The following is a 23,086-nucleotide window of genomic DNA, read 5'->3' as shown; positions in this document are numbered from 1 at the left end:
TGACATTTTTCCCGCCAGAACATTCAGCACGTTGCCGCAAAAGGCAAACTTACTTGTTCCTTTATTAAGCGCCTGTAGTTTCAGTTTTATGAAATTTGATAATGATCCACTTGTGCAAGCAACCTACGCCCCTAATGCGACAAAATCTACAGTTTTTGCCGCAGGTGGAAAACCAGATAGTGAGAAAAATATTCTGGAAATCAATGGGACTTGCATCAACTACACCTTAAGAAAAGATGCAGAGACAATGCCTTTTTATATGGCATTCGATAAGAATGGGAATAAAAAACATTTTGGCTATATCTCCTGCCAACAGGCGAGAGATAGGGGAATATTTAGCCAATAAGGAAGAATCCTGGCAAGGCGTCATTTAAACAACCCGTTAAGCGATGAGGGTATCATTACCATTTTTTAAATGAGGATAATCAAAAAGAATAAATCGGTCCGCAAAAAGATATATTACATAATGGACCCTATGTTTCTACGCATCTATCCTACATGACTATCCTAAATGACAGTTTGATGCACAGATAATATCGATGGTACGGCTCTCGCTTTCCTGCGTTGATGTATCGCTACGTCGCGACAACATTACGTCCTCTCTTGAAACCCAGGTAAAAACAGAGTATAAATACTGTATATAAACCCAGCAAAAGAGCGATGAACAATGTTCGTGGAACTCGTTTATGATAAAAGGAATTTTGATGGTCTGCCCGGCGCAAAAGATATTATTCTGGGCGAGTTGACCAAGAGGGTTCATCGGATCTTCCCCGATGCTGAAGTTCGGGTTAAACCGATGATGACACTTCCGGCGATCAACACTGACGCCAGCAAGCATGAAAAAGAACAGATAAGCCGAACGGTTCAAGAAATGTTTGAAGAGGCTGATATGTGGCTGGTTTCAGATTAAGTACCTTGAACCGTCATATTGCTTAAGTACCATCCGCTGTGACTGGCAATCATTCTATACTCGCACTATCGGACGTTTGCCGGTCGGCCGCAGCCATGCTCTTGCATACGGCATGGTTGCGGCAGTTCGCCACACCCTGCGTTTTTCGCTCCCTGACATTGCTCGTTGATAGTTCAGAACTGAATTATCTGTCGGTAAGTTGCTCCACAATTTTCTTCAGCGCTTCAATATCTGCTTTCAGCTGATTAATTGCTTCCTGTCCGGGGCCATGTACCTTTATTCAATCATGCTGTTCGTAGTTTATTCTGGTCTGGTCACGAAGAGCAAAAATCTTACTACTCTATGAGTAACATCGGTGCCAGATAGAACTCAGCTGTAAAACGTGCTGGTATTCGTCGCCGTAATCCGTACCATACGCGGCATACTTTTGCCTGCTGGCAGTAATCGGCTGGAGCGAACCCATCATTTATAGCTAATCAGATGGGGCATGAAAACGCGCAAATAGTGTACGACGTCTACAGTACATGGATTGAAGAAATGAATGACGATCGGGTTGCAATGTTGAATAACCAACTAGCCCTGTGATTGAAGTTTGCCCATTATATGCCCCTTTTGGTTTTTGAGAACGGTAAGAATGCAAGATAATCAACAAGTTACAAAGAAAGAACAATATAACCTGAACAAACTGCAAAAACGTCTGCGTCGCAACGTGGGCGAGGCCATTGCCGATTTCAATATGATCGAAGACGGCGATCGCATTATGGTGTGCCTTTCCGGCGGGAAAGACAGCTATACCATGCTGGAGATCCTGCGTAATTTGCAGCAAAGCGCCCCGATCAGTTTTTCCTTAGTTGCGGTTAATCTCGATCAAAAACAACCCGGTTTCCCGGAGCACATTCTGCCAGAGTATCTTGAACAGCTGGGCGTTGAGTATAAAATTGTCGAAGAAAACACCTACGGGATCGTCAAAGACAAAATCCCTGAAGGCAAAACGACCTGCTCGCTCTGCTCTCGCCTGCGTCGCGGCATTCTGTACCGTACGGCAACCGAGTTAGGTGCCACCAAGATTGCGCTCGGCCACCATCGCGACGACATCCTGCAAACGCTGTTTTTAAACATGTTCTACGGCGGGAAAATGAAAGGCATGCCGCCGAAGCTGATGAGTGATGACGGTAAGCACATCGTGATCCGCCCGCTGGCATACTGCCGTGAGAAAGATATCGAGCGTTTCTCCGAGGCGAAAGGTTTCCCGATTATTCCGTGCAATCTGTGCGGCTCACAGCCTAACCTGCAGCGTCAGGTCATTGCCGACATGCTGCGTGACTGGGACAAACGCTATCCAGGCCGCATTGAAACCATGTTCAGCGCAATGCAAAATGTTGTACCTTCACATCTGAGCGATATCAATCTGTTCGATTTTAAAGGCATTAAGCACGGATCAGAGGTTGTGAACGGCGGTGATTTAGCGTTCGATCGTGAAGAGATCCCGCTGCAGCCTGCGGGCTGGCAGCCAGAAGAAGATGATGCTCAACTGGATGAATTACGCCTGAACGTGGTGGAAGTGAAGTAAGCGTCTGTCAGGCCTACAACGTGCATAAGCGCCTGTAGGCCTGATAAGCGGAGCGCCATCAGGCGCCCCAACGGGTAGTTATTTCAATAACCGGACCCGGCAAGTCTTGCCTTTAATCTTACCGTTTTGTAATTGCTTCCACGCCTTGTGCGCTACAGTCTGGCGGACGGCGACATAGACGTGTGCCGGATGAACAGCAATTTTGCCGATATCAGCGCCATCCAGGCCAATGTCACCGGTCAGAGCCCCCAGAACATCACCAGGACGCATTTTCGCTTTTTTACCACCATCAATGCATAACGTCGCCATCTCTGCTTCCAGCGGCAGGATTGAGCCGTTAGCTGGCGCAGTTAGCCAGTTCAGCTTCAGTTGCAGCATTTCAGAAAGAATGTTGGCACGCTGCGCTTCTTCCGGCGCACAGAAGCTAATCGCCAGACCGCTGTTGCCGGCACGCGCGGTACGCCCGATACGATGGACGTGGACTTCCGGATCCCACGCCAGTTCGAAGTTAACTACCAGCTCAAGTGATTTGATATCCAGGCCACGTGCGGCCACATCGGTTGCGACCAGGACGCGCGCGCTACCGTTGGCAAAACGAACCAGCGTCTGATCGCGATCGCGCTGTTCCAGGTCGCCATGTAATGACAGTGCGCTTTGCCCTGCCGCATTCAGTGCATCACAAACGGCCTGACAATCTTTTTTGGTGTTACAAAAAACCACGCACGATGCAGGTTGATGCTGGCTGAGTAGCTTTTGCAGCAGCGGAATTTTTCCGTGGCTGGAGGTTTCGAAAAACTGCTGTTCAATCGCCGGTAACGCATCGACCGTATCAATTTCAATCGTTAATGGATTTTGCTGTACCCGGCCACTGATAGCAGCAATGGCTTCCGGCCAGGTTGCGGAAAACAGCAAAGTCTGACGTGACGCAGGCGCAAAGCGAATGACATCATCAATCGCATCGCTAAAGCCCATATCCAGCATGCGGTCGGCTTCATCCATAACCAGCGTATTCAGGGCATCCAGAGAAACGGTGCCTTTTTGCAGGTGGTCAAGTAAACGACCCGGTGTGGCAACAATAATATGTGGTGCATGTTGCAGGGAGTCACGCTGTGCGCCAAAGGGTTGCCCACCGCACAACGTTAAGATCTTGGTGTTTGGCAGGAAGCGCGCTAAACGACGCAGTTCACCCGCCACCTGGTCGGCAAGCTCGCGCGTTGGGCACAACACCAGAGACTGCGTCTGAAACAGCGCGGCATCAATATGCTGTAATAGCCCAAGACCAAAAGCAGCCGTTTTGCCACTGCCGGTTTTAGCCTGCACGCGAACATCTTTACCCGCCAGGATTGCCGGTAACGCAGCAGCCTGAACAGGCGTCATTTCAAGATAGCCCAGCTCGTTAAGATTCTCGAGTTGAGCAGCAGGTAAAACATTCAGGGTTGAAAAAGCGGTCACAATTTAATCTCGCGGTAAAAACTCACATTCAGCAGGCGCGTATCCTCGCAGATCTGTGCCCGTGATGCGACAATTTAATCGGTTCTTCATCCGGCGGCGGATCCGGCATGGGCTGCGGACGAGGTATGGGATCGGGAATGGGAACCGGATCGGTCGGTAGCGAATCAGTGTTCAACGTTGCAATCAGACAGGTCATATACCCCTCCAGTCATTCAGGTTGACTCTTTTAGGGTAGACGCTGATTTCCTGCAGGCAAAAAAAAGCCGACTAATCTAAGTCGGCGTCGTACGAATCAATTGTGCTATGCAGTAATTCAAAAAAGGAAGTAAGACAATATGGAGCGCAACGCCCATCGCTTGACGTTGCATTCACCTGCGAGAGAGATATTGCCCCGAATAGGTAGATGGTTTATTGACTTCGCTCAAAAATCAGGACGTTTTCATGCGCAAAATCCACTAAAAAACGTTGTTGTTACAACCATTTACTACGGTGCAACCATAAAGTAACACCACCAATCAGGACCACTAACAGAATACAAAAAAGTGAGAAACCAAACTGCCAACCACCGCCGGGGATACCGCCGAGGTTAACGCCGAAAAGCCCAGTTAAAAATGTGCTGGGAAGAAAAACCATAGCCATCAATGACATTGTATACGTTCGGCGAGCCAGAGACTCCTGCATCACCTGCGCAATTTCATCCGCCATAATACCGGTCCGGGCAATACAGGCGTCTATTTCATCCAGCCCTCTCCCCAGCCTGTCAGCGATATCCTGCATCCGTCTCCGATGGTCGTCGGTCATCCAGGGTAAACGTTCACTCGCCAGACGGGCATAGACATCACGCTGTGGTGCCATATAACGGCGCATCACAATTAGCTGCTTACGCAGTAAAGCCAAAAAACCACGCGGTGGGATCTGCTGATCGAGCAGGTTATCTTCCAGATCAATAATCTTGTCGTGCAGCTGTTCGATAAATTCGCTGGCATGGTCGGTTAGCGCATCACAAACATCCACCAGCCAACTGCCACAATCAGCCGGTCCTGTCCCTTCCTGGAGATCGCTGACCACATCATCCAGTGCCAGCACTTTGCGCTGACGGGTTGAGACAATCAGACGTTCATCCATATATAAACGCATCGCCACAAGTTGGTCAGGACGCTCGTCGGTGCTGCCGTTAATACAGCGCAGTGTAATCAGCGTACCTTCCCCGACTCTACTGACGCGTGGGCGTGTGCTTTCGCCTGCCAGCGCATCACGCACATTGTTGGGAAGAAGAGGTGTTGTCGCCAACCATTGGGCGCTTTCAGGATGGGTATAATTAAGATGTAGCCAGCAGGGATGCTGACTATCAATTACATCATTATCGCTCAGCGGTTTTACGCCACCTCGACCATCCAGCAGCCAGGCAAACACGGCATCCGGCACATTAACATCCTTTCCCTTAATGGCTTCCACAGCGCCTCCACAAACATTCAGCCTTTTTCGTTAGTCTAGCTGTCAGAATATGTTAAGCAATATCTCATTGTCCCATTGTGCTGAAATGATTCATAAAAGTCTCTGATAACAGGAAAAGCGCTAACGAATACGACGCTTGCTTCGAGATACCCGGTTAAGCCCGCTGCCATCTCGCTGACTCAAGAGCGTTACTTAAGCGAAATTTATGTGTTCGCGACTGGAGATCAATCACCTGGTTTTTCAGGATACCTGAGGAATCAGAAAGCTCATCAACCATAATGGCATTACTTTGGGTTACATTCTCCAGTTCGGCCAGTGCATGAGTAATTCTGATAATTCCTTTCTCCTGCTCCTGTGTAGTGGTTAATATCTCGCCCATCAGTTGGTTTAATTGACCGGCACCACCGACAATATCATGCATATTTTTTTCTGCTTCACGCACAATAGCTGCACCTTGCTGAACATTTTGATGGGTTTGCGCAATCAGCTGCTTAATATTCTTAGCAGCATCCGCACTTCGGTGTGCAAGCATTCTGACCTCACCGGCCACCACGGAAAAACCTTTGCCATGTTCACCGGCCCTCGCCGCTTCCACGGCAGCATTCAATGCCAGAATATTTGTCTGGAATGCGATACCATCAATTAGCGTAATAATTTCCGTCATCTGCTGTGCACATTCGGTGATTGAACGCATATTTGTCGCAACCTGCACCATTAATTCGCCACCCTGAATGGCGCATTGCGTGGCAACTGTTGCCTGGACGCTGGCGATTTGCGTGTTGTCAGCATTATTTCGCGTATTAACGGCTATCTCATCCATATTAGCAGCCGTCTGCATCAATGCTCCGGATTGTTGTTCCGTTTTCACTGAAAGCTCGGCGCTGCGTTCCGCAAGCTGTTCAGAGAGCGCCATCGCCGTTTGTGAGGATGTTCTGATCTCATTAACGAGTGTTGAAATATTACTCGATAAACTATTGATGCCCGGTATTAGTCTACCCGCACAATTATTACCAAACTCAGGAATACTGATCGCCAGATTCCCAGACGTCACTTCCTCAATGCTCCTTTTTACCGTATTGATCGGCATGACCAGGTATTTCGTCATATACCACCATAAGCATAATATAGAAATAACGCTTACCACATTTGTACCAATTATAATTTCCGGCGCGGCCGAGAAAATCATCTCAACAATATTGAGAGCAACCGCCGAAATGAGCAGAAATAAAATAATGAAGGTTCTGACGCTAATATCATTTAACATTTTAGTCCTGTGCACAAAGAAATCATGTAGATATTATTTTTTATAGCACCTGCAATGCAGAATGCCATTGCTCTGCGACGAAAGCTGAACTTTCAATGAGAGCCTGCAATCCTTTTACTTAAGGCAAGAAATTACACCTTTTATTCCTGTTAGTTCAGTGTTTTATTCCATCAAATGGCTGTGATGATGCCAGTCATCAGGTTATTGTGATGACAAGCACATGGAGAGCATAAAACACACAGAACTATAAATTTGGTGAATGTTTATATAAGTAATGGCTCGTTATCTTCACTATCTTCCTGTTTCCTCTAATACCAGTGTAAAAACATAAGAACATTCCCGGTTTTATCATGTTAACTGGACAAAACCTGCTAGATTTATTACCACGGCTTTTTTTCGATAGGTAGTATGATGTTGAACGTGTCGTGGGACCCTGTATTGATTGGGATTTCCTTTGTTGTCGCGTTTATTGCCTCTTTTATTGCTCTCGATAGTGCGGGCAAGGTGGCAATCTCCAATCGACGTGAATCAACCTTCTGGCGCCTGTCTGGCGGGGCTACGCTAGGGATGGGTATTTGGTCAATGCATTTTATCGGTATGCTGGCCATGAAAATGAGTATGCCGATCAATTACCATTTTTCGCTCACGGCATTTTCTTTCTTTATTGCGCTCATTTCTGCAACTCTCGCCATTAATATCGCCATTTCCGGTAATACGCTTTCAACAAAACGATTAGTCGTAGCCACAGGAATATTAAGCGCCGGTGTCGTCACCATGCACTACGTTGGCATGTATGCCATCATTGAGCATGTTGCCATCCTATGGAGTCATTCGCTGATACTGCTCTCAGTGATGATTGCCATCGTTGCATCTGGTGTAGGTTTGTGGCTGGCGTTTCATTTACGCCAAAATACCCGTCGAGCCCTGATCAATCGGCTTGTCGCCGCCCTTATTATGGCGCTGGCGATTGCCTCTATGCATTACACCGGGATGGGAGCGGCAACATTCACCCATTTTGGACACACGGTACACAATGGACTCAGCACACTGGAACTCTCTGTCTGGGTCTGCGCCGTCACGCTGGTTATTTTGGGTATCATGCTGGTGGTGTCGATGGTGGATTCGCAACTGCGTACCTCCCGACTGGCAGACAACTTACATCAACTTAACTGCCAGCTTGAGCATCAGGTCCACTTCGACGCACTTACTGGACTTGCCAATCGCACACAGATAGATGCCTGCTTACAGGCCTGTCTGCAGCATTCCAAACTGCATCAGCATCAATTTGCTCTGGTATTCATCGATCTCGATCGCTTCAAAGTCGTTAACGATACCTGGGGACATCACATCGGCGATCAGTTGCTGATCGCCAGTACGCAGCGAATCTACAGCTGCCTTGATGACACCATGACGCTGGCGAGGCTGGGGGGAGATGAGTTTATTCTTCTGGTTCCTGACTGTAATAAAGAGGATATCACCGCTCTGCTGACCCGGATTGCGGCTGCGATTGGTGATCCTTTCACGCTGTTTGGGTACACCATTCGGGTTTCGTTAAGTGCGGGAAGCAGTATTTATCCTGAACATGGTTCCACGTTGCATGAGTTAAAAGTAAAGGCTGATATGGCGATGTATCATGTCAAACAGGCTGGCAGAAACGGTTGGGCTATTTATAGCCCGGAAATGGAAGCTATCGCCGATACACCGCCGACATTTTTACAGGAACTGTCACAAGCACTGGAACACGATCAATTTGAGCTTTGGTACCAACCCAAATACACCGCCGGAGATCATTCCCTGACCGGTTTTGAAGCGTTATTACGCTGGCATCACCCGGAACGCGGCATGCTGTTACCCGCAGAGTTTCTGCCTGCGCTGGAAGAAACAGGCCTTATCATTCCGGTCGGGAAATGGGTTATCCAGCAGGCATGCCAGCAGTTACATCAATGGAAGTTACAGGGCCATGCGGAATGGACCCTCGCCGTTAATCTTTCCCCTTCCCAGTTTGAACAACATGACATCGTTGATGTGGTTTGCAGCGCCCTTGCACAATATCAACTGTCACCTGCATATCTCACGCTGGAATTGACTGAAAGTACAGCACTTAAAAATTTAAAACGTAGCGCTGAAGTCTTAAATGCATTTTCAGCTTTAGGGATCACCGTTTCTATTGATGATTTCGGTACCGGTTATTCAAATATATTGATGTTGAAGTCTCTTCCGGCACGGGAATTAAAAATTGACAGAGTATTTGTTAAAGATATCAGCGAGAACAGCAAAAATACAAAGATTGTGTCTACTATTATTGACATAGCCCACTCCATGAATATGCAAGTGGTGGCTGAAGGAATAGAGACCCAGGAGCAGGAAATACTCCTGACCCAGATGGGATGTGGTGTGCTGCAAGGTTTCTTGTTTGCAAAACCGTTGCCTGCGCATCAGATCCATGAATTGATTCCAACGGAAAGCAACATTAAGCAGCAGCGAATCGTACAGTCTTTGTCTCCTCAACAATCAATAACATTATGAGACTGTAATATAAAAACAGATGCCATTAAACGGGCAACACAGCAGATAAAGATAACGGGATTATCGATGAGCACAACCGAGCTGCATTCACTGGATTTATTAACCCTGCCGGTGTGGATTGTTTCGCCGCATACCGAAGAACTGGTGTTCGCTAATACCGTTGCACGGGAACTGATGCAGGCCCCCTGCTTTTCTCTACTCCGCAAGGGCATATTTTCAACTCATGCCCAGAATGATTTAACCATGTATCTCAGCGATTTGAGAAATCATCACGACATTGTAGAAATCCTTACGGTTTGCCGCGAAGGTGAAGACGTCGCGATGGCCAGCCGCCTGTCCATCCGCGCTCTGCCGGAATCAGGTGACGTCATTCTTTTCGAAGGCATTGAAACACCGACTTCGCAAGGTCTGAAAGCGAGTCGTTCAGCAAATTATCAGCGAAAAAAACAGGGATTTTACGCGCGTTTTTTCCAGACCAACTCGGCCCCAATGTTGCTTATCGATCCGTCCCGTGATGGGCTGATCGTTGATGCAAATCTCAGTGCGCTAAATTTTTATGGCTATAACCATGATACGATGTGCCAGAAACATACATGGGAAATCAATACGCTGGGCCGTCATATACTCCCGGTGATGCATGAAATCGCCCATCTTCCCGGTGGCCATAAGCCTTTGCATTTTGTGCATAAACTGGCAGACGGCACATCCCGTCACGTACAAACCTACGCCGGGCCAATCGAAATCTACGGTAATAAGCTCATGTTGTGCATTATTCATGATATTACCGAGCAAAAGCGGCTGGAACAGGAGCTTGAGCGTGCGGCCCTGCGTGACGCCTTAACGGGATTGCTTAACCGCCGACATTTTTATCAGGTAACCGAGCCGGAACAGACCCACGCGATGTCATTGACACAGGATTACAGCCTGCTGTTGATCGACACCGATCGCTTTAAAAGCATTAACGATCTTTTTGGTCATTTAAAAGGTGATGAGGTACTTTGCGCTCTGGCACGCACACTGGAATCTTGTGCAAGAAAGGACGATCTGATTTTTCGCTGGGGAGGTGAAGAATTTGTGCTGCTGCTGCCGCGAACCTCGTTAGATATTGCCCTCAATCTCGCAGAAGTGATACGGGCGACAGTGGCCAAAGTGACTCTCCCTGGCCTTCCCCGCTTTACCGTCAGCATTGGCGTAGCTCGGCACGAAACAAATGAAAGCATCGATGAGTTATTCAAACGCGTTGACGACGCGTTGTACAAAGCCAAGAACGAAGGCAGGAACAGAGTGCTGGCCGCCTGATGTTTACGTCGTTCAGCGACTGCGTTTAGCGTGACGCTCCCAGTTGTCCTGTTTTGCCTGTGCGGTTTTACGCAATGCCACATAACATGCCCCGCTGCCGCCGTGATGCGGCAGTGCGGCGCAGTATGCTTGCACGTCGTCAAATTCCGTCAACCAGCGCGCCACGTAGCTGCGAACAATATTGGCATGGGAGTTATCGTCACGTCCCTTGCCGTGTATCACCAACACGTTACGCAACCCTTCCTGCTGCGCCTGCAGAATAAAGCTAAAGAGCATCTGGCGACATGTTTCAACAGGTTGGCGAATAAGATTAAGGCTCGCCTGCTGCGGGTATTTTCCGTTTCGCAGCTTGTCAGTCACGCCGTTTTGTAAACCTTCGCGACGAAACTCGAGCGGCACATTCAACGGGACAATATCGAGAAATCCCGTCGAGAGAAAATTATCCAGTTGTAGCGTATTAATACGCGCCGGAGTGCGAAGATTCCGCATGGGTTGCCAGTGCACATCGGCATGGTTTTTCAGCGGTTGAACATCCCCCATAGCGTCAAGAAACAGCGATGCATCATCAAGGTTCATGTTTCATCCTCCAGCGTATTGCGACGAGCATTATCATAACCGCGCACTATTATACCGACAACTATACCGGTAACGGTTTACGGTTATTTCCAATAATTAACCGGATCCTCCGCGCTGAACCGACCTACTCACGACAAATTGATATCCGTTTTTAGGGGTATAGCTGCGACGGTCACTGGCGTGATAATGTGTAGCCTCGCCTGAATGCTGTAATGAGAGAAACGGATGCTTAACTTACTGGAAGACACCATCGACACGCCGCTGGGCCCGCTGTGGGTTATTTGTGATGAGCAATTTCGCCTGCGCGCAGTGGAATGGGATCAGCACAGCGATCGCATGGCACAATTGCTTGATATTCATTACCGTACAGAAGGTTATCAGCGCATTACCGCCAAAAATCCTGGTGGATTAAGCGACAAACTCTCTGAGTATTTTGCCGGAAACCTCAGCATCATTGACACGCTGGAAACGGCAACCGCTGGGACGCCTTTCCAGCGTGAAGTCTGGCAAGCATTACGCACTATCCCCTGCGGGCAGGTCATGCATTATGGTCAGTTGGCCGAACAGTTGGGGCGCCCCGGCGCTGCAAGAGCCGTCGGCGCTGCTAATGGCTCCAATCCAGTAAGCATTGTGGTTCCCTGTCATCGTGTCATTGGACGTAACGGCACCATGACCGGATATGCCGGCGGTGTACAACGAAAAGAGTGGTTATTGCGCCACGAAGGTTATTTGCTACTCTAGATTCCAGGCAATTAATGCCTTATTCATCACACTTCCGCATAATGCGACCCCAAATTAAGTGTGGTTAATCAAGCAGATACAAACATTCGCTCCAGTTATGCCTGAATTATTCTCTATTGGGAGTAGCTCAGGCTTACGTGCTCACCAAAAAGATGTTAAAATTGACAAATATCAATTACGGCTTGAGCAGACCTATGATCCCGGAAAAGCGAATTATACGGCGCATTCAGTCTGGCGGTTGTGCTATCCATTGCCAGGATTGCAGCATCAGCCAGCTTTGCATCCCGTTCACACTTAACGAGCATGAGCTTGACCAGCTCGATAACATCATCGAGCGCAAAAAGCCTATCCAAAAAGGGCAGACGCTCTTTAAAGCAGGTGATGAGCTTAAATCACTCTACGCTATCCGCTCCGGAACGATAAAAAGCTATACCATTACCGAACAAGGCGATGAGCAAATTACCGGTTTCCATCTGGCGGGTGACCTGGTAGGTTTTGACGCCATTGGCAGCGGCCATCACCCGAGCTTTGCTCAGGCGTTGGAAACCTCAATGGTATGCGAAATTCCTTTCGAAACCCTTGATGACCTGTCCGGTAAGATGCCGAACCTGCGTCAGCAGATGATGCGTCTGATGAGTGGCGAAATCAAAGGCGACCAGGATATGATCCTGTTGCTGTCGAAGAAAAACGCTGAAGAGCGCCTGGCGGCCTTTATCTACAATCTGTCTCGTCGCTTCGCCCAGCGTGGGTTCTCGCCTCGTGAATTCCGCCTGACCATGACACGTGGCGACATCGGTAACTACCTCGGTCTGACGGTTGAAACCATCAGCCGCCTGCTGGGTCGTTTCCAGAAAAGCGGCATGCTGGCGGTGAAAGGCAAATACATCACTATTGAGAACAGCGACGCGCTGGCGGTTCTTGCCGGTCACACGCGTAACGTTGCGTAATCTTTCCGCAAGCCTCTCTGTTATCCTTCTGTCAAATCGCTAAATTTTCCCGATTTATTGATCTGGCAGGAGGTTATTCCCTGTTTTAATAATCAACTTGTAATGTGTGCACCCGCCGTTTATCCATACTCAGACAAAGGAATGTTATGAATCATATTCACAGGGAAAGCACCTGCGCGCGTTTGCAATTAAACTCAAGCCTGGACCATGAGCTTGATGGCTATAAATGGGCACGCGACCATGTCGGTCAATCTGGTGCTGCCATCTACCGACTTTACGACAAAGTGGATGCCCCTGAATTATATCTGAAGCAAGGTAACGGTAGCGTTGCCAATGATATTACGGATGAAATGGTCAGGCTCATCTGGTTGAAAGATTACATCCCGCTGCCAAACGTTAAGCATTTTTCCCGAACGCCTGACGTAGCATTGCTACTCACCACGGCAATACCAGGGAAAACTGCCTTCCAGATGTTAGAAGAGCACCCTGATATGAGTAATGATATTGTTGACGCTTTGGCGACATTTTTGCGTCGGTTACATGCCATTCCAGTAAATAGTTGCCCCTTTAACAGCAATCACCAATTTCGTCTCACACTGGCACAAAACCGGATGAAAAATAATCTTGTTGATGCCGAGGATTTTGATGATGAACGCAATGGCTGTTCTGTTGAACAGGTCTGGGAAAAGATGCACACTCTTTTGCCCTTCTCATCTGTTCCTGTTGTTACTCACGGTGACTTTTCACTGGATAACATTATTTTTTGTAATGATGAAATAGTGGGGTGTCTTGATGTGGGACGAGTTGGCATCGCCGATCAATACCAGGATCTCGCTATTCTCTGGAACTGCCTCGGTGAATTTTCACATTCACTGCAAAACAGGCTTTTTCAACAATATGGCATTCCTCAACCCGACGAGAAAAAATTGCAGTTTCACTTGATGCTTGATGAGTTTTTTTAAATTTACAGCGCATTACTGCCAAAGCGAGCGGAAGATTCGGTGCACTACAGGCTGAGAAAAATTGTTTAAATTGAGCGGGATGTAGATAAAAGCTGGAGATTTCCCCAATTTATTGATCTGGCTAGAGGTTCTCCCCTGTTTCAAACCACATTATTGGGTTACTCTTTTAGTTACAAACTGCGATGACAGTTGTAAGGAGACCCTGTATGGCTATGTATAAAAATATGCTGGTCGTCATCGACCCTAACCAGGACGATCAACCAGCATTACGGCGAGCTGTTTATTTGCATCAACGGATTGGTGGCAAAATTAAAGCCTTTTTGCCGATCTATGACTTTTCCTATGAGATGACTACCCTGCTGTCGCCTGATGAGCGTACGGCAATGCGTCAGGGGGTCATCAGCCAGCGAACTGCATGGATACGTGAACAAGCGAAATACTACATCGAAGCAGGGATCCCTCTGGAGATTAAAGTGGTCTGGCATAACCGACCCTTTGAAGCCATCATCCAGGAAGTCATCAGTGCCAGGCATGATCTGGTCCTCAAGATGGCGCACCAACACGACCGCCTCGAAGCCGTAATATTTACGCCAACCGACTGGCATTTATTGCGTAAATGTCCAAGTCCGGTATGGATGGTGAAAGACCAGCCATGGCCTGAAGGGGGTAAAGCACTGGTTGCCGTAAACCTCGCCAGTGAAGAGGCTTATCACAACGCGCTCAATGAAAAACTGGTCAAGGAGACGCTACAGCTTGCAGAACAGGTTAACCATACCGAAGTGCATCTGGTAGGCGCCTACCCTGTCACACCAATCAACATCGCGATTGAACTGCCTGAATTTGATCCCAGCGTTTATAACGACGCAATCCGTGGACAGCATCTGCTGGCCATGAAGGCGCTACGCCAGAAATTCAGTATTGATGAGAAAGTGACGCACGTTGAAAAAGGCTTACCTGAAGAGGTCATTCCTGATTTAGCCGAGCACTTGCAGGCGGGTATTGTGGTATTGGGGACCGTCGGACGTACCGGTATTTCTGCTGCGTTTCTTGGTAATACCGCGGAACAGGTTATCGATCATCTACGCTGTGACCTGCTGGTCATCAAGCCGGATGAATATCAGACGCCAGTTGAACTGGACGACGAAGAAGACGATTAACCACACAATGAAATGCCGGATGGCGATATCATCCGGCATTTTAAACGCCTAGTGTTGCTCCTCACCGCCGAGGAAATAGATACCAAGCGGGATAGCCAACAGAATCGTAAACACCATGCTGTAGACACAAATCATTGCAGATTGAATGGCGTACATTGAAGCGGTCCAGTCGGATAGCGGAATGTCATATTGTTCAATAACGCCACCGATCGTCGCTCGCGTCACGACCGACGCTGCGATAATAAACACTCCAAGCAGGCACAACAGAAACTTCCGTCCCTTCGCTGTTTTCAGCTTAGCCATGATCATAGTACTGTCCTTTTGCAAATGAAAAACCTTGTTACTTTGCGCTAACAATACCATGACATCAACTGACTGTCTGCTACATAAACCGCATGCAGGGTTGACGTCAGCGCTATTTCGCTGAAAATAGCGCTGATTGCATTATTTATCTCTCCTTTTGATTAATGATCTGACCGCCTTAACTGAGTAAAATATCTGGGGATTAGGATGTCAGATGATATTTAGCTAACACGGAGTTGCCAGGAAGAATCATGATCGCTGAACTGTTTATGAATAATGCGTTTAATTTGACGGTAATTCTTAGCTGCTGTGCCGCGCTGGTCCTGATGAGCGTCTGGTATCATCGTGGAGAGCGTCGCTGCAAAGGATTCATATTTCATGCCGCACAATTTTTTGTCTATGCCATTATCATTGGGACGTTTGGCAGCATTGCTAATAACGTTATCGAAAGTTACAGCCTGAAATTTATCTCCCCCAGCGTGGTCGACTTTATCTGCACCTCGTTGATTGCGTTGATCCTGACCATCAAACTTTTTCTGGTGATTAATCAGTTTGAAAAGACGCAGATTAATAAAGGCAGAGATATCACCAGCGCGAGGATCCTGTCGCGTATCATCAAGATTACCATCGTGGTTGCCATCATTTTACTGTATGGCGAACACTTCGGTATGAGCTTATCCGGTCTGTTAACCTTTGGCGGTATTGGCGGTATCGCAGTGGGTATGGCGGGGAAAGATATTCTGAGCAACTTTTTCTCAGGCATTATGCTCTATTTCGACAGACCGTTTAGCATAGGCGATTGGATCCGCTCCCCGGACCGCAATATTGAAGGCACGGTAGCAGAAATTGGCTGGCGAATGACTAAAATAAACACCTTCGACCATCGTCCGTTGTATGTGCCAAACTCGATTTTCTCCTCCATCAGCGTAGAAAACCCAGGGCGCATGACCAACCGGCGAATTAAAACGGTGATCGGGTTACGATATGAGGATGCCGATAAAGTCGGTGCCGTTGTCGAGTCGGTCAGAGAAATGCTGCAAAACCATCCTGGAATAGACCAGAAACAAACTCTGTTGGTCTATTTTAATGAATTTGCCGATTCATCGTTGAATATCATGGTGTATTGCTTCACGAAAACCACCGTCTGGAAGGAATGGCTCGCGGTACAGCAAGACGTTTATTTAAAGATTATCACGATAGTCCAGGCAAACGGTGCCGACTTTGCATTCCCCAGCCAGACGCTGTATATGGATAATCCTGAAGCATCGCCATCGACACACTAACAAAAGAAAAGACGCGGAAATCCGCGTCTTTTTCGTACTTATTTCAATGAGGCAATATCAATTACAAAGCGGTATTTCACATCGCTTTTCAACATCCGCTGCCAGGCACGATTAATATCCTGAATATCGATCACTTCAACATCGGCGGTAATACCATGCTGACCGCAAAAATCCATCATCTCCTGCGTTTCGGCAATACCGCCGATAACTGAACCCGCCACGGATCTACGCCCAAGGATCAGGGGAACCGTATTCAGAAACGGATCCAACGCACCAAGATAACCGACCAGCACCAGCGTACCGCTTAGCGCCAGGGTTGGGATATAAGGGTTCAGGTCATGAACGTAGGGCACAGTATCGATAATCAGATCAAACTGATTCGCTGTCGCTTTCATCTGTTCACTGTCAGTGGAAAGCACAACGTGACTGGCACCCAAACGTCTGGCATCAGCTTCTTTGCCCGGTGAACGCGTAAACAGCGTAACTTCCGCGCCCAGCGCATTTGCAAATTTGATTGCCATATGCCCTAGTCCACCCAGACCGACAACCGCGACTTTACTGCCCTCGCCTACCTGCCAGTGGCGCAGAGGCGACCATGTTGTGATCCCGGCGCAAAGCAGCGGCGCCGCACCGCGTAAATCGATCCCTTCAGGGACCTTCACCACAAACTTTTCGGTAACGACAATTTTGTCAGAATAGCCGCCGAAAGTAGGCAGACCGTCATGACGGTCGATATCGTTATACGTTAGCGTGTTACCTTCTTCGCAATACTGCTCTAGCCCCTGCTCGCAGGCGCTACAGTGTTGACACGAATCAACCATGCAGCCGACCCCTGCGAGATCGCCCACTTTGAATTTTGTTACCGACTTACCAACATGCACCACGCGGCCAATGATCTCATGCCCTGGTACCATCGGATATTTAGCACCGCCCCAATCGTTGTAGGCGTTGTGAATATCCGAGTGGCATACACCGCTGTATAAAATATCGATAACCACATCATCTTCACGCGGATCGCGACGAACAAAATTATGGGGGACTAAATCTTCTTTCACCGCCAGAGCAGCATAACCCTTCACATTCATGACCATTGAGATCTCCTCAGGGATTAGGTGTTACCAGAACCAGCATAGTTCAGGGCAGCAGGTTGTACTCAGCGTCGCTAACCGGTTCCAGCCATTCGTTCGACGCGCCAGGGGCCGGGATTTCCACGGCGATATGGGCAAACCAACTATCACGCGCGGCGCCGTGCCAGTGTTTCATTCCCGCCGGAATGTGCACGACATCGCCGGTTTTCAGCTCACGTGCCGGTTTATTCCACTCCTGATACCAGCCTCTGCCACCGGTCACCAGCAATATTTGTCCACCCTCATGATGAACATGCCAGAAGTTACGACAACCCGGTTCAAATGCGACATTGCCAATTACCACGCCTTCCATGGAGAGCATGGTCAGATAGCTGTCGCCAGTGAAATACTTCGCATACGCTTCATTTTTCTCTCCACGTGGAAAGACGCTGTTACCATCAAATTGTTCGTTCATAGTGACTCCAGTATGGATAATGTCCGCGGTGTTCATACCAGACATTCATCAAGAACCGTACGGGCATTTTCCCCAATCCCGGCTCCACAGTGCTGTTCGAGTATCGTAATAAACTCACTAAGTTGCTCAGGGAGGATCCCGATGTTAAGGCATATCGCAAAATGGCTTTTCAGCTGGCTGTTAACGCCGCCCAGAACGGCCAGCGCCGAAACGGTCACCCATTCACGGTCCTGCCAGTCAAGTACATCTCGCTGAAAAATATCGCCAAACAGATGTGCTTTGAGCCAGACATCAATAGCGGGTGCAAAGTCAAACAGCGGACCGCTTACAGGCTGTCCAACCAGTTGCGTCTGAGTTAGGCTCCCAGCCTGAACACTGTTCCAGTCTGCAGGTGGCGGCGTGGCCGTTCTACCTTCGTCGTCTGAAAGCCCTTTCTCGCTTCGACTTTTCACCACCGACATAAAGCAGGACAGACCGTTCAGGCTGCGAGGGAAACCGCAGTATGCGTAGAGCTGTAGCAGGATCTCTTTTACTTCATTGAGCGTGAGTCCTGCATCCAGTCCGGCGTTGAGCGCGACGTCCAACTTTTCCATCTGTCCTGTGGCAGTGAATGCCGCAATGGGAATGATTGCCTGTTGTCTGGCATTCAGTTGGTATTGCATATCCGACTCTCCAAAACGGTGGCAACATTGCACCACCGGGGGCTGAAAACAGTAAAATTATAGAGACTCGACGTGTCGGTGATTAGAGAGGAAAAGAAGGACAAACTTATGAGCTGTGCTCATCAATAATGAGCAGCAGGTACTCTTTATTTGCAGGTAACTGAATGAAGACTTACGCCACAATCTCGATTAAATTGCCGTCAGGATCTTTTATCACCGCTTCGTAATAACCATCGCCAGTAGTGCGCGGACCTGAGACTAATATCCCCTGTTCCTGCGCTTGCAATGCAATGGCATCAACATTTTCATTGCCGCCAACAGAAATGGCGAGGTGTACCCATCCGCAACGATTATTGTCAGATTGCTGCCCGATAAGACCCGGTTTGGTCATTAACTCAATCGCAATTTCCTCGCCAATTTTGACAAAATGAGATTCAAAACCAGGATTGGTTTTACTGCGGTATTTCTCGTTGATCTTGCCGTCAAAAAACGAGACCCAGAAGCGAGCTTGCTGCTCGAGATCCTGTGTCCATAACGCCATATGCGCAATCTTCATAGCGAACCTCTTCCCGTTGTATCCAGAATAGTACAGCCCCTGTAAGGGATGTTGACATCGTTAATCATAATGCACGATCATGCACCCTATTGCTCGATGTTTATTTCACCTGGAGTATCTATGCTCGATTACGCCGCATTCCCGGAACAGCGCCAGGCGCTTATCTTTCAGATCCTGCAAGAAAACGGCAGGGTCATTTGTTCTGAACTCGCTAACCGATTAGGCGTTTCTGAACATACAATTCGTCGTGATTTGCATGAATTGAGCAAAGATGGCGTGTGTAAAAAAGTTTATGGTGGCGCGGTCATTACACTCCCTGAATCCGAAGACATCGACGTACGCAAGAGTATTAATGTAGCCAAAAAGAGCAACATCGCGCAGAGATGTGCCCGACTGGTCAAATCTGGAAGCTGTATTTTTATCGACACGGGTAGCACCAATCTGGCAATGGCAGAAGCTCTGCCCGCCGAACTGGCGTTAACCGTGGTGACAAATTCACCGGAGATTGCCGCCGTTTTGCTAAAAAAACCGCTGTTTGAAGTCATTATGCTGGGTGGCGTGGTGCAGAGATCTTCAGGTGGGTGCGTGGGAGCTTCCGCCATCGCACAAGTGCAGGACATTTTATTCGATCAGGGATTTATTGGCGGCTGCGCGATGTCGCCTGAATCCGGCTTAACGGGATTTGATTATGCGGATTGTGAGTTCAAAAAAGCGGTGATTAAACAATGTAATGAAACTATCGTCGCGCTAACGGCTGAAAAAATCCCAGCCGTCGCCCGATATGTCGTTACCGAAAGCAGCAATATCGATGTGATTGTTGTAGAGGACAACATCAGCAAAGAGTACGCCACAGCGTTCCAGGCGCACGACATTCGAATTTATACAGTCTAACCGCGGTAGGCTCGCTGAAAACTAACTGTGCTAAACGTCGCTCCGGGCGTCAGCGCGGTGATCGCTGACAGACAATCCAGACGGATTTTTTGCTGGTTTTCAGATTGCTCCACTACCAGAAATTCTTCTTTTTCCACGGTGGTACACGTCGTCAGCGCTTTAGCATCAAAACATGCGCCATCCGTTAGTTCAATGCGCAACCAATAGTGGTACATGCAGGCGATTTCCAGATAATCATGAAGATCGCAATCTATCGGGTGATACTCTTCGGTCGTTTTCATCACACTACCTTCCCCAACGTCTTGTATATTCGGGAAATCGCCAACGCAACTTCCCGAACTATCCAGCTATTTCAACGCTTCAATGGGAGCGCCAAAATTAATATGCAGCACATTGCCGTCAATCACCAGCGCCGGAACAGATTTCACGCCAGCCACTTCAGCCTCAGCAACCCGATCAGGTTGCTCTCCCAGATGAACCACATCGATTTCAACATCCGCAGACAAATGCTGCAGAAGAGTCTGTTCTGCGGAAACACAAACCGGGCAACCTGCATGATAGAAACGAGCTTTAGTCATGATACATCTCCTTTAAATTATAGTATCGATTCGATACTATAATTCATGCTACGCTGCTTTTCCCCTTTGTCAATATAGTTTTTAATCGATACTATATACCGAGGAGGATTTGTTATGCCCGACATGTCACTTTTCGACGTACTTGACCGGCTTTCCAGCCTGACAAGGATGTGGTTTCGCCAGCACCCTTTACTGGCGGATCTACAGCCAGTACAACTCAGCGCGTTAATGTATCTGGCCCGTTGCAACCGTTATTCCAATACGCCGCTTGGCGTAACGGACTACCTTGGCCTCACCAAAGGCACCGTATCGCAATCGCTGAAGCTGCTAGAAAGCAAAGGACTGATTGTTCGTAAGCAGGATGCCCGCGATAAACGCAGCGTACATTTACAGTTAACTGAATCAGCCAGTACGTTACTGGACGCCCTGCTCCCGCCAACGTTTTTGGTGGCGGGTGAAACGGCGATGGGTGAACGCGCGACTGTACTTAAGGAGCTACTGTTTGAACTTTTACGTGGGATCCAGAGGACCAACAATGTACCTGGCTTTGGTCTTTGCCATAGCTGTCGCTTCCACCAAAAAACGGGTGGTCAGGGATATTGTAATCTGACGAAAGAGAGATTGAGTGAAGAGGATGCGTTGCTGATTTGCCGGGAGCACCAGCCCCCGGAAACTTAAAATGGCTGGTGTGATTTTCCACCAGCCATTATCTCTGTTAGTGCTTAACGATATACATTGTGCGGCTATAGGCCACATCTTCAGGGTTAGTAATCGGATACCCTTTCAGCCACGGTTTAATTAAACGCCCGTTGGTATACTGATAAATCGGTGCAATAGGTGCCTGTTCCATCAGAATTTTCTCCGCGGCGTTATAATCGGCATTGCGCGCTTTCTCTGTATTCTCCAGAGTTGCCTGGGTCAACACTTTGTCGTACGCCGGATCATTAAAGCGGGAGATATTGCCCGTATGGGTCGATGTTAATAGCGACAAGAACGTAGATGGCTCATTGTAGTCACCCACCCATGAGGCGCGGATCACATCAAAATTACCGGTATTACGGCTGTCGATATACGTTTTCCATTCCTGATTCTGCAGTTTTACGTCAACACCGAGGTTCTTCTTCCACATAGAAGCCACTGCGATAGCAATCTTCTGATGATTTTCTGAGGTGTTGTACAGCAGCGTCAGTTTAAGCGGTTTCTGTGGGCCATAGCCCGCCGCACGCAGCAGCGTTTTTGCCTGCGCATTTAATTCTTCCTGACTCATTTGTTCAAACGGTGAAGGTTCCGGCACAAATCCTGCCGTTACATCCGGCGTAAAATGCCATGCCGGCTTCTCACCTGTACCCAATACCTTCTCCGCCATCAGACGACGATCGATAGTCATGCTGAGTGCCAGCCGCACGCGTGAATCGGCGGTCGGTCCCTTCTGGGTATTGAAAGCATAATAATAAGTACCAAGCTGCGGCGGGGTGTAAACCTGACCCGGGATATCCTTCAACAGTTTCTGATACATATTTTTCGGGAAGGATTCCGTGATATCAATATCACCAGCAAGATAGCGCTTGGTGGCAGCTGATTCCTGGTTGATCGGCAGGAAGGTGACTTTTTGCAGCACCGTTTTGGCGTTGTCCCAATAATGCGTGTTCGGCACCACTTCCAGTTTTTCGTTCACGACGCGATCTTTGAGCACATAGGCGCCGTTACCAATAAGATTGCCTGGTTTGGTCCACTCTTTGCCGCTCTCAACGTTAGCTTTTTGTACCGGATAGAATGCAAAACTCGCTGTCAGATTGGCAAACCAGGGCAGCGGTTTATCTAGTTGAACTTTCAATGTCCGTGCATCGACAGCACTAACGCCAAGTTTATCAGGCGTGGCTTTGCCATCGATAATAGCCTGAGCATTATTAATACCCGCCAGCGCAGCAAACCAGGCAAACGGCGACAGCGTTTTTGGGTCAACCAGACGCTGCCAGCTATAGACAAAATCCTGCGCCGTTACCGGCGTACCATCCGCCCATTGCGCATTGTCACGCAGCGTAAACGTCCAGATGCGGTTATCGTTACTCTTCCACTGGGTAGCGACGCCAGGCACGATCTCACCCTTCTCATTCTGGTTGACCAGCCCTTCAAATAGATCACGAATAACCTGTATTTCAGGCAGCCCTACGGCTTTTGCCGGATCAAGCGACGCCGGTTCGTCTTTTATATGACGCACCAGTTCTTGTTTCTCTGCCAGTACCGTTCCGCTGGGAACATCAGCAGCCCAGGATAAAGAAATGCTGCTAACCAACAACGCACAACAGGTTACTGAAACAGAATGCTGCATAAGATACCCTCAATTCCGGCTACTAAGTGAATGTGTAATTATTTGTATCGCCAGCAGGAAATGCAATTAACTTCCGACAAGAA

25 protein-coding genes and 1 pseudogene are annotated in these 23,086 nt (G+C 48.3%); 13 read left to right on the top strand and 13 right to left on the bottom strand.

Translation table 11 applies throughout. The features are described 5' to 3' along the window. Positions 1 to 88 precede the first annotated feature (88 nt). The 4 genes and pseudogenes from OGY33_RS07180 (at position 89) to ttcA (ending at position 2,480) form a co-directional block, all read left to right on the top strand. Complete coding sequence (locus tag OGY33_RS07180; protein WP_191238474.1) at positions 89 to 346, top strand: hypothetical protein; 258 nt, start codon at positions 89 to 91, stop codon at positions 344 to 346. Between the two features lie 321 nt (positions 347 to 667). After that, positions 668 to 910, top strand: coding sequence for a DinI family protein (locus OGY33_RS07175; protein WP_032943565.1), 243 nt, complete (start codon positions 668 to 670; stop codon positions 908 to 910). A 321-nt stretch (positions 911 to 1,231) separates the two neighbouring features. Further along, positions 1,232 to 1,495 (top strand): annotated as a pseudogene (locus OGY33_RS07170) (tyrosine-type recombinase/integrase); the annotation flags it as partial. A gap of 49 nt (positions 1,496 to 1,544) precedes the next feature. Next, positions 1,545 to 2,480, top strand: coding sequence for a tRNA 2-thiocytidine(32) synthetase TtcA (gene ttcA, locus OGY33_RS07165; RefSeq protein ID WP_048223931.1), 936 nt, complete (start codon positions 1,545 to 1,547; stop codon positions 2,478 to 2,480). Between the two features lie 78 nt (positions 2,481 to 2,558). Here ttcA and dbpA read toward each other — a convergent pair whose 3' ends face one another. From dbpA to OGY33_RS07145, 4 genes are all read right to left on the bottom strand, one after another. After that, positions 2,559 to 3,932 carry an ATP-dependent RNA helicase DbpA gene (gene dbpA, locus OGY33_RS07160; protein WP_071446306.1) on the bottom strand — a complete coding sequence of 458 codons (1,374 nt, stop codon included), beginning with the start codon at positions 3,930 to 3,932 and terminating at the stop codon, positions 2,559 to 2,561. Positions 3,933 to 3,960: 28 nt separating this feature from the next. Next, a complete protein-coding gene (gene ynaL / locus OGY33_RS07155; protein ID WP_219013537.1) occupies positions 3,961 to 4,128 on the bottom strand; it encodes a proline-rich small protein YnaL in 168 nt (55 codons plus the stop codon). A gap of 275 nt (positions 4,129 to 4,403) precedes the next feature. Beyond that, positions 4,404 to 5,387, bottom strand: coding sequence for a zinc transporter ZntB (gene zntB / locus OGY33_RS07150; RefSeq protein ID WP_191238473.1), 984 nt, complete (start codon positions 5,385 to 5,387; stop codon positions 4,404 to 4,406). 154 nt (positions 5,388 to 5,541) lie between these two features. Further along, complete coding sequence (locus tag OGY33_RS07145) at positions 5,542 to 6,651, bottom strand: methyl-accepting chemotaxis protein (protein WP_032943572.1); 1,110 nt, start codon at positions 6,649 to 6,651, stop codon at positions 5,542 to 5,544. Between the two features lie 411 nt (positions 6,652 to 7,062). On the opposite strand from OGY33_RS07145, the gene OGY33_RS07140 reads away from it, so the two are divergent. Both OGY33_RS07140 and OGY33_RS07135 read left to right on the top strand, forming a co-directional pair. Further along, positions 7,063 to 9,177, top strand: coding sequence for a putative bifunctional diguanylate cyclase/phosphodiesterase (locus OGY33_RS07140; RefSeq protein WP_111465508.1), 2,115 nt, complete (start codon positions 7,063 to 7,065; stop codon positions 9,175 to 9,177). A 66-nt stretch (positions 9,178 to 9,243) separates the two neighbouring features. Further along, a complete protein-coding gene (locus OGY33_RS07135; protein ID WP_191238472.1) occupies positions 9,244 to 10,476 on the top strand; it encodes a GGDEF domain-containing protein in 1,233 nt (410 codons plus the stop codon). A 12-nt stretch (positions 10,477 to 10,488) separates the two neighbouring features. On the opposite strand, the gene smrA is transcribed toward OGY33_RS07135, so the two are convergent. Then, positions 10,489 to 11,052, bottom strand: a complete 564-nt coding sequence (gene smrA / locus OGY33_RS07130) for a DNA endonuclease SmrA (RefSeq protein WP_191238471.1) — start codon at positions 11,050 to 11,052, stop codon at positions 10,489 to 10,491. A gap of 225 nt (positions 11,053 to 11,277) precedes the next feature. On the opposite strand from smrA, the gene ogt reads away from it, so the two are divergent. The 4 genes from ogt (at position 11,278) to uspE (ending at position 14,859) form a co-directional block, all read left to right on the top strand. Beyond that, entirely contained in the window at positions 11,278 to 11,793 is a 516-nt protein-coding gene (gene ogt, locus OGY33_RS07125; protein ID WP_048216289.1) for a methylated-DNA--[protein]-cysteine S-methyltransferase, read from the top strand. A gap of 194 nt (positions 11,794 to 11,987) precedes the next feature. After that, positions 11,988 to 12,740, top strand: coding sequence for a fumarate/nitrate reduction transcriptional regulator Fnr (gene fnr, locus OGY33_RS07120; RefSeq protein WP_003020397.1), 753 nt, complete (start codon positions 11,988 to 11,990; stop codon positions 12,738 to 12,740). A 146-nt stretch (positions 12,741 to 12,886) separates the two neighbouring features. Then, on the top strand, positions 12,887 to 13,702 hold the full coding sequence (locus OGY33_RS07115; protein WP_087878563.1) for an APH(3')-I family aminoglycoside O-phosphotransferase: 816 nt from the start codon (positions 12,887 to 12,889) through the stop codon (positions 13,700 to 13,702). Positions 13,703 to 13,908: 206 nt separating this feature from the next. Then, the gene (gene uspE / locus OGY33_RS07110; RefSeq protein WP_003833229.1) at positions 13,909 to 14,859 is read left to right on the top strand and encodes a universal stress protein UspE; all 951 of its coding nucleotides are present in this window, start codon (positions 13,909 to 13,911) and stop codon (positions 14,857 to 14,859) included. A 48-nt stretch (positions 14,860 to 14,907) separates the two neighbouring features. Here uspE and OGY33_RS07105 read toward each other — a convergent pair whose 3' ends face one another. Next, a complete protein-coding gene (locus tag OGY33_RS07105; RefSeq protein ID WP_003020403.1) occupies positions 14,908 to 15,168 on the bottom strand; it encodes a DUF2534 family protein in 261 nt (86 codons plus the stop codon). A 245-nt stretch (positions 15,169 to 15,413) separates the two neighbouring features. On the opposite strand from OGY33_RS07105, the gene OGY33_RS07100 reads away from it, so the two are divergent. After that, entirely contained in the window at positions 15,414 to 16,445 is a 1,032-nt protein-coding gene (locus OGY33_RS07100) for a mechanosensitive ion channel family protein (RefSeq protein ID WP_003843943.1), read from the top strand. Positions 16,446 to 16,483: 38 nt separating this feature from the next. On the opposite strand, the gene OGY33_RS07095 is transcribed toward OGY33_RS07100, so the two are convergent. From OGY33_RS07095 to OGY33_RS07080, 4 genes are all read right to left on the bottom strand, one after another. Further along, positions 16,484 to 17,536, bottom strand: coding sequence for an NAD(P)-dependent alcohol dehydrogenase (locus OGY33_RS07095; RefSeq protein ID WP_191238470.1), 1,053 nt, complete (start codon positions 17,534 to 17,536; stop codon positions 16,484 to 16,486). Positions 17,537 to 17,579: 43 nt separating this feature from the next. Beyond that, entirely contained in the window at positions 17,580 to 17,987 is a 408-nt protein-coding gene (locus OGY33_RS07090; protein WP_020996378.1) for a cupin domain-containing protein, read from the bottom strand. Between the two features lie 32 nt (positions 17,988 to 18,019). Then, positions 18,020 to 18,649 (bottom strand): carboxymuconolactone decarboxylase family protein, encoded by a 630-nt coding sequence (locus tag OGY33_RS07085; RefSeq protein ID WP_223123736.1) that lies wholly within the window; start codon positions 18,647 to 18,649, stop codon positions 18,020 to 18,022. 172 nt (positions 18,650 to 18,821) lie between these two features. Continuing rightward, the gene (locus tag OGY33_RS07080; RefSeq protein WP_191238468.1) at positions 18,822 to 19,205 is read right to left on the bottom strand and encodes a VOC family protein; all 384 of its coding nucleotides are present in this window, start codon (positions 19,203 to 19,205) and stop codon (positions 18,822 to 18,824) included. A gap of 120 nt (positions 19,206 to 19,325) precedes the next feature. On the opposite strand from OGY33_RS07080, the gene OGY33_RS07075 reads away from it, so the two are divergent. Beyond that, positions 19,326 to 20,096: a DeoR/GlpR family DNA-binding transcription regulator gene (locus tag OGY33_RS07075; RefSeq protein WP_008784903.1), complete on the top strand. Its 771-nt coding sequence runs from the start codon at positions 19,326 to 19,328 to the stop codon at positions 20,094 to 20,096. On the opposite strand, the gene OGY33_RS07070 is transcribed toward OGY33_RS07075, so the two are convergent. Both OGY33_RS07070 and OGY33_RS07065 read right to left on the bottom strand, forming a co-directional pair. Continuing rightward, on the bottom strand, positions 20,093 to 20,377 hold the full coding sequence (locus tag OGY33_RS07070; RefSeq protein WP_149607281.1) for a Rho-binding antiterminator: 285 nt from the start codon (positions 20,375 to 20,377) through the stop codon (positions 20,093 to 20,095). The two genes, OGY33_RS07075 and OGY33_RS07070, sit on opposite strands and share 4 nt — an antisense overlap. Positions 20,378 to 20,443: 66 nt before the next feature. Then, positions 20,444 to 20,674, bottom strand: coding sequence for a glutaredoxin family protein (locus tag OGY33_RS07065; protein WP_008784905.1), 231 nt, complete (start codon positions 20,672 to 20,674; stop codon positions 20,444 to 20,446). Positions 20,675 to 20,788: 114 nt separating this feature from the next. On the opposite strand from OGY33_RS07065, the gene OGY33_RS07060 reads away from it, so the two are divergent. Beyond that, positions 20,789 to 21,352 carry a MarR family winged helix-turn-helix transcriptional regulator gene (locus OGY33_RS07060; protein WP_048216284.1) on the top strand — a complete coding sequence of 188 codons (564 nt, stop codon included), beginning with the start codon at positions 20,789 to 20,791 and terminating at the stop codon, positions 21,350 to 21,352. Between the two features lie 37 nt (positions 21,353 to 21,389). Here OGY33_RS07060 and mppA read toward each other — a convergent pair whose 3' ends face one another. Then, on the bottom strand, positions 21,390 to 23,003 hold the full coding sequence (gene mppA / locus OGY33_RS07055; protein WP_008784907.1) for a murein tripeptide ABC transporter substrate-binding protein MppA: 1,614 nt from the start codon (positions 23,001 to 23,003) through the stop codon (positions 21,390 to 21,392). Positions 23,004 to 23,086 lie beyond the last annotated feature (83 nt).

Origin of the sequence: Citrobacter sp. Cpo032, from assembly GCF_030332975.1 — a bacterium.
Lineage (GTDB): Bacteria > Pseudomonadota > Gammaproteobacteria > Enterobacterales > Enterobacteriaceae > Citrobacter > Citrobacter portucalensis.
The sequence above is the reverse complement of the archived record's forward strand: the minus strand, read 5'-3'. Positions and strand labels throughout refer to the sequence as shown.